This window comes from Blautia sp. HCP3S3_D9 (assembly GCF_052063845.1).
Classification (GTDB): Bacteria; Bacillota; Clostridia; order Lachnospirales; family Lachnospiraceae; genus Blautia_A.
The window spans coordinates 13,169-25,808 of record NZ_JBQHWS010000020.1 but is presented as its reverse complement, the minus strand read 5'-3'; the positions used below and the strand labels follow the sequence as shown (position 1 = coordinate 25,808).

Sequence of the window (12,640 nt, the reverse complement as noted above, 5' to 3'; positions counted from 1 at the left end):
TCATCGCCGTATTTTCTTATATTCTCTGGCAAGCCAGCGTCTCGTCCTCATAACTTTATTGTTTACATTATTTTCTGTGATATGATAATGTTTGGCAACGAGACGCGATGGTATGTCATATAACGTTACACTGACATAGATTTCATAATCAATTCTGTTCTTCTCTCTTAGTTTTTGAAATATCGTCTGTAGATATCCGGCAGCTTCCAAAGTCAGAATAATTTCATCTACATTACCACCGCTCTTCACACCCATATCCGTCATTGTCATAAGCACATCCGAATCCACATGTTCATATTTTCGAAATGCGATCTTGCCATGATCAGTTGCTTTATGAAAACTAATTCTGGTAATAAGGTTACTCAGTTTCTCTTCATCCATAAAGTCTACCGTGTCACCCATATTGTACAGAGTTTCAAATACATCCTGACAAACATCTTCTGCTTCATCAGCATCATGCAACATAGCCTTAGCAATATTAACTACACGTGTGCGGTATTTCTTGTAAATGTCTATAAAATCTACATTCTCCATCTTTTGTAATGTCAAAATATCAGGACAGCTGTTCTTTTACTTTTGACAGAATCTCCTCTTTATCCTTATCACTCAGTTCACCTGGTGTCCATGTGATTCCTACATTATCACCTTTATATCTCGGGATTAAGTGCATATGGAAATGAAATACAGTCTGTCCTGCACATTCTCCATTGTTCTGTACAATATTAAATCCATCACATTTCAGAGCTTCTGTCATTGCTGTTGCCATCTTCTTTGCAAGAACCATTGCCTTTGCAGCCATCTCATCCGATAATTCATAAATATTGGCAGCATGAGACTTAGGCAGGATCAGGGCATGTCCCTTACTTGCCGGACCCAGATCAAGAATCACGCGAAAATTCTCATCCTCATAAAGTGTTGCAGCAGGAATCTCTCCATTGGCGATTTTACAAAAAATACAATTATCCATTTTTAAGTCCTTCTTTCCTAAATAATTCGAATAAGCCTCTGCTCTTGTTCTGAAGGCTTATCCAGACGCTGTTCGCAGACATTATTCCGCAAGCAGTAACTTTGTCGGCGTGTCGTTTTAGTGCGAAATTTCCATGACGAAATCAGTTGCGGTGAAAAATTCGCAATGATACACTTTTTTTGAGGTGATGATATGCAGATTGAAACAACAGAACAATTAAAACAGGAGTTTAGCCTTACTCTTTCCAGGCTGTCACATGAAATCCGTAATCCGATCTCACTGATCAACAGTGAACTCCAGTTAATGGCGTCCTCTCATCCGGAATTATGCAGTTACAGTCAATGGGATAGCCTTATAGATAATCTGGAATATGTCAAAGAACTGTTAAATGAGCTCTCCGATTTTAGCCATGCCGGAACTGTAAATCTGATTCCCACAGATTCCCAGAAGTTCCTGGAATCTGTTCTATCCTGTGAGAAAAACACATTACATTATCTTGGTATTACACTGGAAACACACTTGGAAAATATTTCCACATCAATACTTCTTGACCGTGTAAAAATGCGTCAGGTTCTATTTAATCTGATAAGAAATGCCTGCGAAGCAGTCTCTCTGCCCGATGGCAAGATCTCAGTCAGACTTTTTCAGGCAGATGAAAACATCTGCATTTCAGTGGAAGATAATGGCTGTGGAATGACTGAAACTCAGCTACAGAATATCTTTCATCCATTTATTACATACAAAGCAGACGGAACCGGTCTGGGACTTGCAGTAACAGCCGAGATCATAGCTGCCCATCACGGCCAGATCAAAGTCTCCAGTTCTCCCGGACATGGTTCCAGATTCAACATCTATCTGCCTGTTTCTTCCGAAGCGTGAATTTGTAAGCGAGAAGGATGATAGAACAATACTGCCAGTATAAATCCACAGATAAGGCCTCCCACATGTGCTGCATTATCCACACCTTCACTTGTAAATCCAAAATAAAGGGAAAATGCAGCCATGATTACAACCTGTCTGGCAGAAAGATCTTCAATATATCCCCTGCCTCTAATCACAGCATAGATCATAGCACCCATTACTGCAAATACTGCACCAGATGCACCTGCGGATACTGCAAAATCTCTGCTGTTTAATTCCAGGAATATACACAACAGATTTCCGCCCATCCCGCCAAGAAGATAAATCAGCAGATATTTCAGCCTTCCTACTGTACGTTCCAGTCTTCCGCCAAGTACAAAAAGTACCAGCATATTATTACCAAGATGCTGCGGACCAAAGTGCAGAAACATACTGGTAAAAATCCTGTAATATTCCCCCTGCATGACAGATGGTGTATACGCAGCACCACACTGAAGCATATGCATGGTATCTTCGGATCCTCCGGTCAGCTCTACTGCAAGAAAAACAAGAAGATTGACCAGAATGAGAAACACTGTAACCGGCTCTTTTTTCATTTCTTCCAAGATTTACCTCTTTTCTGTCTGTTTTAGTCTGTTTTGTTGTTTTTTCGTAACTATTCAGCAGTCTACTATTCCGCGAGGTGCTGAACAGTTACGCTTTTCATACACAATCATCTTCAGCAATTCACATAACAAATTCTTCTATAAAGAATTAGCAATATTTTCCTGAATTACTATTCTTAATTGTATCAGACATTTTGTATTTTTTCAAAATATTTATGCCAGAAATATGTATCTTGCCTGTGCAAAGTCCACTTCATCTTCCGGTTGCAGCTGATATTCTTCATCTGGAAGAAGAAGTCTTCCGTTTACCGCTGTTCCGTTCCTTGAATTCATATCTGTAAGATAATATTCTTCTTCCCGCTTTCGGATTTTCGCATGGATACGGCTTACTGTCGGCAGACTGATCACTGCATCACAGGCAGTCTCCAGTTTTCCGATCACAGTCATATCTTCATTCAGATAAATGGTCGCCAGCTCTCCCGGTTCTTTGCTCACCAGACTAGCCGGACCGGATACTGCTCCCGCAGACAAAACTACAGTTTCTCCATAGTCCGCATGAGGCTGCAAAGTTTTGGAAATCTCTGGCTTTGAGTCTGGATATCGATTCGGACTTTCCAGTTCTTCTTTCATGGTTTCATAGAATCGTTTTTCCCATTTCTCTTCTTTTTCGGTTTCAGTTAAATTCGGATACTGTTCAAAAATTTTCCAATCCGCTTCTTCTTTCTTTACATTTGCAGAATTTCTAATTGAAATTCGACCTTTTTTCTCCGCAGATCTCTGCTGTAAAGTATCCGGTTTCTTTCCCCTGCGTACAATACGTACGACCAACATTGTGCATGCTGCCAGTACAAGAATTCCTCCCATAACAACTCCGGTTTCTATATATGGCAGATATCCCATCAGAGTAACTGCCGTTATTCCGCAGAGCAACAATGCTGCCAGTATTATAATCACTCCCTTTTTTATCATTCCAGGCTTCTCTGTCGCTTCACCTTCTCTTATAAACTCTTCCTGTACAGTTCCAGCTTCCCAGAGTCTTTCTTCCTGAAGTCTTTCTTCCATTGAAAACTCCTGAAAATCTTGTTTTTGTCCTGTCCTGACTTCTGTGTTCTCTTCTTTTGGCAATGTCGATGTTCCCTGAACTTTATATAGTTCTTCTTTAATGTGTTCCAGATGAAAACTGTCCTCCATCGCTCTCTTATATACACCGTATCCCAGAATCACAGCCTCCCCGTCCTGATGATCAATTTTTGGAAGGATATACTCCGTCAGACGCTGAAACTGTTCTCTGATATCTTTTTCGTATCCTGGCATCATGCAGAAATAAATCTGCTGTTTTTCAATATCTGTATAAATATATTCCGGCGCTATAATAAACTGTCCGGGGTTCATCAGATATTCCGCCGCATCCTCCATAGCTTTAACAAAACCACCAAAAATCAGACGGAGATCTTCAATCTCCATCTTTTTCTCTTCATATAAAACGTTCAATGCCTGTTTAGAGGTAATATCAAAGTACACAAGAAATCTTCCATCCATTCCCTGAATCCTGCATTTCAGAAGAGAGGGGATTACATTTCCCACCAGCATTCTCACCTGATAGGAGTCTGTATTAATCTCCTCTTCTCCGTAAAGGATCAAATAATTGTGGTTCATATCTCTCTTATATTCTGTCCGCATCTTAGCCCCCCATCCCCTTTAGAACAGCTGCTGCCGCTCTTAGTTTCCGAATATGTTTTACAGGATTGATAATGGCAGAAGTTCCTTCTATCCTTAAATGCCAGCTCAGATTCCCATATGAAGAAATCGTATCAAGATCATAGGTTACCTGCACTTCCTTCCCCACATTTGTCTGTGTACTCAGATTCTCTGCCCCAAAGAAGCCTGTACTTCCAAGCTCTTCACTGCGCATTCTGGCAGTCTCATACGCTTCTCCGTTCTTTCGGATTCCTTCCATACTTCCGCTGATTGCTGATTCATAAGCAGCCGCTGTAAGCCAGGCTCTGTTATGTACAAAGAAACTCAGATAGATCAGTCCCATCAACACCAGCAAAATCAACGGCATAACGCAGGCAGTTTCTACTGTCAGGCTTCCCTTACTGACCTTTTTTATTATATTTCTATTTCTCATAATGATTTTTTTCATAGCAAAATCCCTCCAAGATATCCTGCCAGCAAAAATGGCACAAACGGGATCTCCATGTGGCCTTTCCCACGAAATACCATCAGCATAACTCCTGCAAATCCAGCACTGCACAGCATTCCCACAAAAAGCATGGTGAAAAATTCCGCTGGACGCATCATAGTTCCTAGTGCCATAAGAATCCACCCATCTCCCATTCCCACTGATCCCTCCGTAAGAATACTGATTCCCACAAATCCAAGCCCTGTCCCTGCGCACAGCAGGAAATCCAGTGCATCACTCTCAGTGAATATCGTCCAGATTATCCCTCCCCCGGCAAATACAACAGTGATTAGCAGAGAAATCTGCTTTCTCCGGATATCAATCCAGGAATTCACTCCCAGAAATGCCAGTATACATGCTTCTTTTATACAGTTTACTTCCATATCCCTCTCTCCTGATTCTTATCCACTTTACTTCTTATCCGCTTTAATTTTTATATGTTTTATCCACATCTGCTGCATGCACTCATTCCGGAAACTGTGGAAGATTTTACCAGTTTTACTGAACGCTTCAACCCACTGCAGGACTCCAGATTATGATATCTGTTTCCCTGTTCCGTGACATACACTACCCCTGCCGGATTCTGATTTCTGCTACAGGTTTCACAGGCAGAATAGTGCTCTCCGTATTGATTACTTGCAGACTTTACAGAACTTCCCGGAATCTGTTTCAGAGAAACATTTAGATAACTACATCCAGGATTTTTGTGATAGACACTTCCAGATGCTGTCACATATACCATCTGTTCTACTTCTCCCTGTTCACCTCCATTATCAGGAAACTCTGTTCCAGTCCATGCATGAACTTTTACATGGTTATAGATCACAACACCTGGAAGAGGGAGCAGACCACCAAACGGCTTATAAGTATATATATCCGGCAAAGTAATATTCTCCGGGCCGTTATCTCCCGCAAGACAGGCATACATTCCTGTCTGTTTTGCTCTTGTACATAAGCTTGTCAGATGTTCTGTTTGAAGCTTATAAATATCCATAAAGGATATCAATGTGACCATTCCCAGAAAAAACAATGGAAGCGCCAACGCAGTCTCCACTGCCAGACTTCCCCTTTTCAAAGCACTCTTCTTAAAAAACATCCTTTTCAGAAAAGAGAGATCAAAAGGTGCTTTTACAGAAAGATTAGCTTTCCAATCAACCTTCAAGCTGTATTTATTTCTTCCTTTTTTCGGGGATAAAAAGGAAAAAATATTTCTTCGAGAGCAACTCCTCCTTTCATAATTTTTGTCATCTTTTTTTCTGCTTTCTCTAGTCCCTTTGCTTTTTTTCTGTAAAAGCATCTTTTCACACCTCTTTTCTGAAGCTTGTTTCTATGATCATTCATAGCAATATTGTCGAACCACATGAAATTCCTTTTTCTTATTAGCTTTGACATCTGCAAACGCTTCCAAAGCCACAATACAAGAATCCATACAAAAATGTGCTCTGCCATTATTTCTGATCGTATTCTCAACCATATCCATTCCTCTCATTACCTTCTTTTCCTTCGAAACTGACAAAACCAGCACCTGAATATAGTCTTCATAGGACATTCCATGATCATCGTTTTTTCTCATAGAATCCAATCCTTCCATCAGATTAGAGAGATTTGCCAAGGAAATCTGCCAATCTGCAGAAGTCTTTACCAGCGGAATCTTTCCTCCTGCAAAAAGTTCTCGTACATCCAGTACACTCTCTGCGAATGCCCAGCATAATAGCAGCGCTGTCTCAATCACCACGGCTGCCGGCGGAATCAGAAATCCGGCTGCAATAGCTGTGGCAAGAGCCTGCGCTTCTGTTCTCTTTGCACTGTCTGCCATCAGACTGGCAAAGTTTACACCCTCTCTGATAAACAAAAGTTTCGTTGCTACAGCTTTCAGGTTATCCATATCATTGTCTTTCCCTGCGAAAATATATTCCATCTGATATGCCAGACCTTTGTCTGACGGATTTATATAATTTCCCAGATGATTCATCAGATACTGTTGAAATAGTACACCTGAAGTATAACTGTTCTCTGTTGTCAGTCCATCCGGCATCTCCATTCCCTGCTGCAACTGTCTCCCTGAAACCAGCGTATTCCTGCTGACTGTATGCGTGGAAATCCCACGTCCGGATGGCAGCACCAGTTCCAGAACTCCCATCTTCATAATTCTTTTAATAACAGTAATCGGATTATTCACCGGTTCCTGTGCAGGTACCGGCTGTGTCGTTCCATCTCCAAACTGCTGTCCTGAAGAATTGTCTGCATTATTTCCCTGCTGATTCTTTGCAGCTTCTTCCGCTGCCTGCTGGCTTTTTTGCGAAGCCTGATTCATTTCTGAATCATACCTGTCGATAGAACCTCCTGCTTCTGCCTGACTCGCCTTCAAATCTGCTTCCTTCGTTTTCTTCTCACGGTCAGACATTCGGTTAAGAAGGGCCTGTACTCCCTGACTGCCAAGAGTTTCCTGCATATACTGCACAATCTGCTGATAAAAAACTTCTCCACCATTATCTGTCAGAAGACGATAACCGGTCAGTCCGCTCTGATGCAGACTGAGTTTCTGGCTGTTCTGCTTAAGGACAGGTTTCATATAGGATTCTAGATTGTCACAAATCTTTGCAAGGTTCAACATCCCGCCTCCCATAGAGCCGTCAAGCGCAAACAAGTCATACTCCTCCAGGAGTTTCTTATCATACTGTCCAAATACAGAGTACAGTCCGATATCCATACTGTTCAGGATCTGTGTTCGGGCAGATGCCATACGCACAGATTCTATGCTTGTACACACCAGTGACAGAAGCAGACTGAGGATCAGTGCCAGAAATACAGTAATGCTTCCTTTTTTCTCTTTATGACACTTCATACAGGAAGTACACCTCCTTCTCTTTTTTGTATTCAACGGGTAAACTTTTATCAGATAGAATTACTCTGTTTCGCGATCTTTGAAAGAATGCTCTGTACCAGATTGGTCAGCTGCTCTTTGAAAATAATGACAAGTCCGATCAGGACTACAAGAATTAAAATGATCTCCACAACACCTACAGCGTCTTCTTCCTCTGCAAATCTTCGCAGCAGTCCGTTTTGTCTTTTCACACTTTGCATCAATTGTCCCATATTCTTCCTCCGTATGTTTCGTTTATATCCTGTTTCACATCTTGCAAACTATAACTCTAATATTAATGTCTATTTCGTGCGCAACAGCATACTTTCCAATACAACACCATTTTCAGGCACTTCTTAGATCAGGTTCCTCCATAAAAGGACAGAAACGCAGGTATCATCACAATTGCCATTACGACCATCAACATCATGATCATCGGGATCAGAAGCTTCGTTGCAGCAGCTTCTCCCAGAACACGGGCTTTTCTCTTACGCTCTTCCCACGCTTCCATAGACTCCCGTTCCAGCATATCTGCCATCTGTCTGCTTCCCTTCTGGAGGTTCTGAATCAGAAGTGTAGCAAAAGTCTTATATTTTGCCTGTCCACATCTCTCTCCAAACCTTCTGTATGCTTCACTCTCAGAAACTCCGCTTTCCATTTCATAACAGATGACTCGTATCTCATCATAGGCAGGCCGCGGTTTTCGTTTCTTCTTTCTGCTATAATCCAATGCGATTTTCTGGAATGCCTTTCTTACTGTCATTCCTGCCTGAACAAGAAGTGTAAACTTCATGATCAGTCCGGGATAATCCATAAGCAGTTCTTCATACCGTTTCTGAAGCTGTACCTGTTCTTCTCTGCCTTTCATTACCAGGATTACCATTGCGGCTATAAGAAACAGCCCGGTCAGAAGCATACCGGAATTATCTGCAGGGATTTCCCACTTTACCTTTTTTCCATTCAGCGTATCCGGAAGATAATAATAGTCCGGATCATTCTGCTGCTCATTATATCGGGCCACTGCCTCTGCCAGATCTTTCTTTGCCTGCTCTTTTCTGGTCAGTTTCTTATCCTGTTTCGGTGTTTCCTGTTCTTCCTGTTCCTTTTCCGGTACCTGTATATACATGGAAACCGGTTTCTCTCCATCCACGGATACCATAAATTCCTTCTCATATGATCCTGTATCCTCCTTTTCCAGACGGTATCCCTGAGGATACACCTGTCCGCCGTTTCCTGCGGTAAGAATCATGCCAAGCAGATTCCCGGATATTGCTACTGCTGCAAAAAGTCTGATTCCTTCCTTTCCTCCGATTCCGGAAGATGGAATCCATCCTTTTTTCCATCCGATCAGTGCACACAGAATCATGACAAAAATGACAACATGTACCCACATTTGTACTGTCACACCTCAATATCTACAATCCTTCTGCCAAGCCAGTATGCAGTCGCATAAATTGCGAGACAGATACTCATTGCTACAATTCCAAAGGGATTTCCATAAAGAACACTTAAGAAGCCCGGTGAGGTCATCTGCAGATACAGAATAATTCCTGCAGGCATAAGACTCATGATCATCTGCTCAGATTTCTTGGCTGCCAGTGTCGCCTCTATTTCTTTCTTCACATCAATCTTATCTCCCAGCATACGTGTTACTTTCTGAATAACCCGGTTCATATCTCCGCCGGTACGCTTAGCTGTATAAAACACAGATGCAAAGTTTTCAATATCTTCTACCTGGCTTCTCTCTCCAAGATCCAGAAACAATTCTTCCAGCGGAACACTGATGTGCTGCTGGCTCTCGATATAGCGGAATTCCTCCACAATATCTGTACCCTTTCCATACAATCGTTCCAGATCCCGAAGACAGGTTTTCACTGCACTCTCCACCGAATATCCTGCCTGAACTGCAACACTTAGGGACGTCAGTGCATCTTTGAACTGATAGTTCAGATTCTTTCTTCTCTCTCTGATCATCCGGTTCTGCTGCCATTTCAGATAAAATACAACCACAGGAAATGCAAGAAGCAATACCCACACACTTCTGTAAAAAAGATAATCTGCCATAATACATAATGCCAGTGCCTGACCTGTATATTTCAGAAACTCCCTGGGTGAAAAGCAATAATGCTCATAATCCCGCTTCAGATAACGTTGTTCTTTTTCTTTCCCTTTCATAGTTCAATCCCCGCTCTTTCCAGTTTTTCCACATGGAGGAGAGACGCAGTCTTCACAAGACCTTTTCCCTCCTGCCATTGATACAGCGGCCGAATCCGGATCTCACCGTTTTCGAATCCGCACACTTCAGTTACCTCCAATAATTTTCTTGACTTGTCCCTCATTCTCCCCAAATGTACCAGAATATCCACACCGGATGCAATCTGTCTTCGTATCGCTTCCAGCGGCAGATCAACGCCCATCAAAACCATTGTTTCCAGTCGGGACAGCATGTCTCTGGCAGAATTGGCATGGGCAGTAGACAGCGACCCTTCATGCCCTGTATTCAATGCCTGAAGCATATCCATTGCCTCTCCACCTCTGACTTCTCCCACAATGATCCTGTCAGGGCGCATTCGAAGCGCAGACTTGATCAGATCTCTGATCGTAACCGACACCGCGCCCTCCATATTTGCCATCTTGGCTTCCAGACGAACCAGATTGTCAATTCCCCTGATGCGAAGCTCTGCATTATCTTCGATGGTGATCAGTCTTTCATCCTTGGGAATATATTCTGACATAGCGGCAAGAAATGTTGTCTTGCCGCTTCCGGTTCCTCCGCCTATGATCATGGAATATCTTGCCTTCACCAGTTTCTGCAGAAACTCTGCGCATTCCTGCGTAATGCTTCCCAGTGCGATTAGCTTCTCCATTGTAATGGGGTGTTCGGGAAAACGCCTGATCGTAAGGATTGGGCCATTTAAAGCTACCGGATAAATTACCGCGTTCACTCTGGAACCGTTCTCCAGTCTGGCATCCACGATAGGCATGGATTCATTGATCACACGGTTGCATTTACCTACGATCTGCTGGATCACATCCCCCAGCTTCTCCGCAGAAGTGAAACTCTTATGCCACCTGGTCAGTCTGCCGGCCCGCTCTACAAAGATGGTGTCAGGTCCGTTTACCATAATTTCAGTGACAGTCTCATCATCCACCAGTTCCTGCAATACATCCAGCTTGCGGACAGAATAAAACAATTCCTGACGAAGCTGTACTTTCTCTTTCAGTGCAAGGCGGACATCTTTTATCTGGTTCAGGATCAATTCATCGATCACATCCAGAATTTCTTTATCTGACAGTTCTCTGGACAGATCCAGTTCCTCCATCAGCATCTGGCGTAAGGTTCTAAATACATCTTTGTTCATCCTTTTTCCTCCGGCTTTCATTCCCACAACTGTCTTCAGATTTCTTTTTTCTGATTTTCTTTTCTCAGAAGATTCCTCACGTAATCTCCCAGTTCACTCCACACCAGTTGTTCTATGTAAGCTGGCGACGGATCGGTTACCATGTGAAAAGGCGGGCTTATCTTCTCCGTTTTCTCCAAAATCTGAGGATAATCCCAGATCCGCACCAGATTCTCAAACTGGGCGATCTTGCACTGGGAAACAGCATCTGACAATACAGGCATATAGATTTTCTTACACAGATCAAGTAACTGGAAATTTTCATCAATCCCACATCCAATATCCAGTACGATCACTTCATAAGAACTGTCAAGCATGATCATCTGCAAAAGCCTCTCCCAGTCCTGCCAGGATGTTGTGCGAATGTCTGCCGGCATCTGCACAGGCGGAATATAATCCAGGTTATTGATGGTCTGTATCATACTGTTCATCTTATACAAAAGATTCTGGTTATCTTGTCTCACATAATAAAGAAGATCGCTCAGATTATGAGCAAAACCTCTTCCCATCAGCTCCTCAAATCCAGAATATTCTTCCATGTTCAGGTAAAGAACCGCCCGGTCTCTGGCAAGTATCTGACCAAGTGTCAATGCAAAAGAAGTCTTCAGACAACGTCCCAGAGGAGAAAATACGCCTATTATTTCTGTTGTCTTCTTTAATACTGCAAGCTGATCGGATACGGACTTCTTTTCGGCACCGTAACATGCCATTACTTCCCGGAGTACATCAGAAGAAGACTGATATTTATACACACTTGGATACTGGTCAAGTTCCGGAGGATGCACACCCTCCGACAGAATAATAATCTTACCGATATCCAGTTCCCGGACTTCACGGCACATAGCCCGCCCGGAAATTAACAGCAACTCTATATGTGTGTGTTTCCCGTAAGCGATCAGTTTCTCTACTGCTGTAAATGCCTGTATCTCAAACGGGATATTCTTCTTCTGATTCATATAATCCATAAAGTTCAGCGCATAATCCACTTCCAGATCACATACTGCAAAAATATTTCTCTTCAATAGATACCTCCTGCATATAACAACACACTTATAAAAACAGGAATCGTAAAATGGAAATTCTCCGGAGCAGAAATGCTTTTTCTCCGATAGGAAGTAATCTTTCCCGTACTGACCGTGTGCTCTACATATTTGATAAAATAAAGGATTCTTTCACAGAAATTGTGGTTGATGATCAGAAGTACAGCTGCAATACTTGCACCTGCCAGAAAAGAAACAAAGATACATCTCGAAATGACTCCGGGTCCCATGACCCCTCCCAGCGCACAGAATAATTTAATATCTCCTGCGCCCATCATTCCAAAAAGAAACAGAATGATAAGAAGTAAAGGTATTACGCTTCCCAAGGCAAAAGAGCAGATTCCTGCAATACCTTTTTGCCAGATACAGCCGGACAATCCCAGAAACATAGAAAATAGAATCCAGCCATTATCAACTTTCGCAGTACGAATATCCATAACCATGGCTGTTGCGGCTACTGCTACAGGAAAAAGGTGAAAAAATACATATAATATCCCCTCCAGTCTTATGATTTTCGTCTTGCTTTCAGTTTTTTGTTTTATAGAAATTATCGTTAAGTAAAAGTGGAATTTACCGCCGAACTGACGGGATTGAATTACCAGAAGAACTCTGGTGAATATTATTATAGGACCGGACAATTGATTTGTCCAGTCCTATTTTTTGTCGAAATTATAAAATAATTATAAACTGGTTATCTGAATCAGATATAGTATGATTA

15 protein-coding genes are annotated in these 12,640 nt (G+C 42.2%); 1 reads left to right on the top strand and 14 read right to left on the bottom strand.

The features are described 5' to 3' along the window. Together ACTNES_RS06385 and ACTNES_RS06380 are read right to left on the bottom strand one after the other, a co-directional pair. On the bottom strand, positions 1 to 549 hold the full coding sequence (locus ACTNES_RS06385; protein WP_216458597.1) for an RNA polymerase sigma factor: 549 nt from the start codon (positions 547 to 549) through the stop codon (positions 1 to 3). 4 nt (positions 550 to 553) lie between these two features. Next, on the bottom strand, positions 554 to 967 hold the full coding sequence (locus tag ACTNES_RS06380; protein WP_216458596.1) for an HIT family protein: 414 nt from the start codon (positions 965 to 967) through the stop codon (positions 554 to 556). Between the two features lie 192 nt (positions 968 to 1,159). On the opposite strand from ACTNES_RS06380, the gene ACTNES_RS06375 reads away from it, so the two are divergent. Next, complete coding sequence (locus tag ACTNES_RS06375; RefSeq protein ID WP_441038918.1) at positions 1,160 to 1,846, top strand: sensor histidine kinase; 687 nt, start codon at positions 1,160 to 1,162, stop codon at positions 1,844 to 1,846. On the opposite strand, the gene ACTNES_RS06370 is transcribed toward ACTNES_RS06375, so the two are convergent. The 12 genes from ACTNES_RS06370 to ACTNES_RS06315 all read right to left on the bottom strand — a co-directional run bounded on the left by ACTNES_RS06370 (position 1,819) and on the right by ACTNES_RS06315 (position 12,560). Then, on the bottom strand, positions 1,819 to 2,424 hold the full coding sequence (locus ACTNES_RS06370) for a rhomboid family intramembrane serine protease (protein ID WP_216458622.1): 606 nt from the start codon (positions 2,422 to 2,424) through the stop codon (positions 1,819 to 1,821). The two genes, ACTNES_RS06375 and ACTNES_RS06370, sit on opposite strands and share 28 nt — an antisense overlap. Positions 2,425 to 2,646: 222 nt before the next feature. Then, on the bottom strand, positions 2,647 to 4,113 hold the full coding sequence (locus ACTNES_RS06365; RefSeq protein ID WP_291805551.1) for a DUF6382 domain-containing protein: 1,467 nt from the start codon (positions 4,111 to 4,113) through the stop codon (positions 2,647 to 2,649). A gap of 1 nt (position 4,114) precedes the next feature. Beyond that, a complete protein-coding gene (locus ACTNES_RS06360; protein WP_291816044.1) occupies positions 4,115 to 4,579 on the bottom strand; it encodes a TadE family protein in 465 nt (154 codons plus the stop codon). Continuing rightward, on the bottom strand, positions 4,576 to 5,001 hold the full coding sequence (locus tag ACTNES_RS06355) for a prepilin peptidase (protein WP_291805558.1): 426 nt from the start codon (positions 4,999 to 5,001) through the stop codon (positions 4,576 to 4,578). The genes ACTNES_RS06360 and ACTNES_RS06355 overlap by 4 nt, the downstream gene beginning before the upstream one ends. A gap of 59 nt (positions 5,002 to 5,060) precedes the next feature. After that, positions 5,061 to 5,780, bottom strand: a complete 720-nt coding sequence (locus ACTNES_RS06350; RefSeq protein WP_441038915.1) for a TadE/TadG family type IV pilus assembly protein — start codon at positions 5,778 to 5,780, stop codon at positions 5,061 to 5,063. Positions 5,781 to 5,951: 171 nt separating this feature from the next. Beyond that, positions 5,952 to 7,463, bottom strand: a complete 1,512-nt coding sequence (locus ACTNES_RS06345; RefSeq protein WP_291805562.1) for a DUF5702 domain-containing protein — start codon at positions 7,461 to 7,463, stop codon at positions 5,952 to 5,954. 50 nt (positions 7,464 to 7,513) lie between these two features. After that, on the bottom strand, positions 7,514 to 7,702 hold the full coding sequence (locus ACTNES_RS06340) for a Flp1 family type IVb pilin (protein ID WP_216458619.1): 189 nt from the start codon (positions 7,700 to 7,702) through the stop codon (positions 7,514 to 7,516). A 140-nt stretch (positions 7,703 to 7,842) separates the two neighbouring features. Further along, complete coding sequence (locus ACTNES_RS06335; RefSeq protein WP_216458591.1) at positions 7,843 to 8,874, bottom strand: type II secretion system F family protein; 1,032 nt, start codon at positions 8,872 to 8,874, stop codon at positions 7,843 to 7,845. Between the two features lie 8 nt (positions 8,875 to 8,882). After that, positions 8,883 to 9,656: a type II secretion system F family protein gene (locus tag ACTNES_RS06330; RefSeq protein ID WP_291805567.1), complete on the bottom strand. Its 774-nt coding sequence runs from the start codon at positions 9,654 to 9,656 to the stop codon at positions 8,883 to 8,885. Continuing rightward, positions 9,653 to 10,843: a CpaF family protein gene (locus ACTNES_RS06325; RefSeq protein ID WP_300335593.1), complete on the bottom strand. Its 1,191-nt coding sequence runs from the start codon at positions 10,841 to 10,843 to the stop codon at positions 9,653 to 9,655. Before ACTNES_RS06325 ends, ACTNES_RS06330 begins: the two co-directional genes overlap by 4 nt. A 35-nt stretch (positions 10,844 to 10,878) precedes the next feature. Then, the gene (locus ACTNES_RS06320) at positions 10,879 to 11,904 is read right to left on the bottom strand and encodes a hypothetical protein (protein ID WP_291814429.1); all 1,026 of its coding nucleotides are present in this window, start codon (positions 11,902 to 11,904) and stop codon (positions 10,879 to 10,881) included. Further along, positions 11,901 to 12,560, bottom strand: coding sequence for a prepilin peptidase (locus ACTNES_RS06315; RefSeq protein WP_330687425.1), 660 nt, complete (start codon positions 12,558 to 12,560; stop codon positions 11,901 to 11,903). The genes ACTNES_RS06320 and ACTNES_RS06315 overlap by 4 nt, the downstream gene beginning before the upstream one ends. Between the last annotated feature and the right edge of the window lie 80 nt (positions 12,561 to 12,640).

What these genes read in the sequence shown, in the direction of transcription:
- ACTNES_RS06380 (WP_216458596.1), bottom strand. Translation starts at nt 967, where the DNA reads ATGGATAATTGTATTTTTTGTAAAATCGCCAATGGAGAGATTCCTGCT.
- ACTNES_RS06375 (WP_441038918.1), top strand. Translation starts at nt 1,160, where the DNA reads ATGCAGATTGAAACAACAGAACAATTAAAACAGGAGTTTAGCCTTACT.
- ACTNES_RS06370 (WP_216458622.1), bottom strand. Translation starts at nt 2,424, where the DNA reads ATGAAAAAAGAGCCGGTTACAGTGTTTCTCATTCTGGTCAATCTTCTT.
- ACTNES_RS06365 (WP_291805551.1), bottom strand. Translation starts at nt 4,113, where the DNA reads ATGCGGACAGAATATAAGAGAGATATGAACCACAATTATTTGATCCTT.
- ACTNES_RS06360 (WP_291816044.1), bottom strand. Translation starts at nt 4,579, where the DNA reads ATGAAAAAAATCATTATGAGAAATAGAAATATAATAAAAAAGGTCAGT.
- ACTNES_RS06355 (WP_291805558.1), bottom strand. Translation starts at nt 5,001, where the DNA reads ATGGAAGTAAACTGTATAAAAGAAGCATGTATACTGGCATTTCTGGGA.
- ACTNES_RS06345 (WP_291805562.1), bottom strand. Translation starts at nt 7,463, where the DNA reads ATGAAGTGTCATAAAGAGAAAAAAGGAAGCATTACTGTATTTCTGGCA.
- ACTNES_RS06340 (WP_216458619.1), bottom strand. Translation starts at nt 7,702, where the DNA reads ATGCAAAGTGTGAAAAGACAAAACGGACTGCTGCGAAGATTTGCAGAG.
- ACTNES_RS06335 (WP_216458591.1), bottom strand. Translation starts at nt 8,874, where the DNA reads ATGTGGGTACATGTTGTCATTTTTGTCATGATTCTGTGTGCACTGATC.
- ACTNES_RS06330 (WP_291805567.1), bottom strand. Translation starts at nt 9,656, where the DNA reads ATGAAAGGGAAAGAAAAAGAACAACGTTATCTGAAGCGGGATTATGAG.
- ACTNES_RS06325 (WP_300335593.1), bottom strand. Translation starts at nt 10,843, where the DNA reads ATGAACAAAGATGTATTTAGAACCTTACGCCAGATGCTGATGGAGGAA.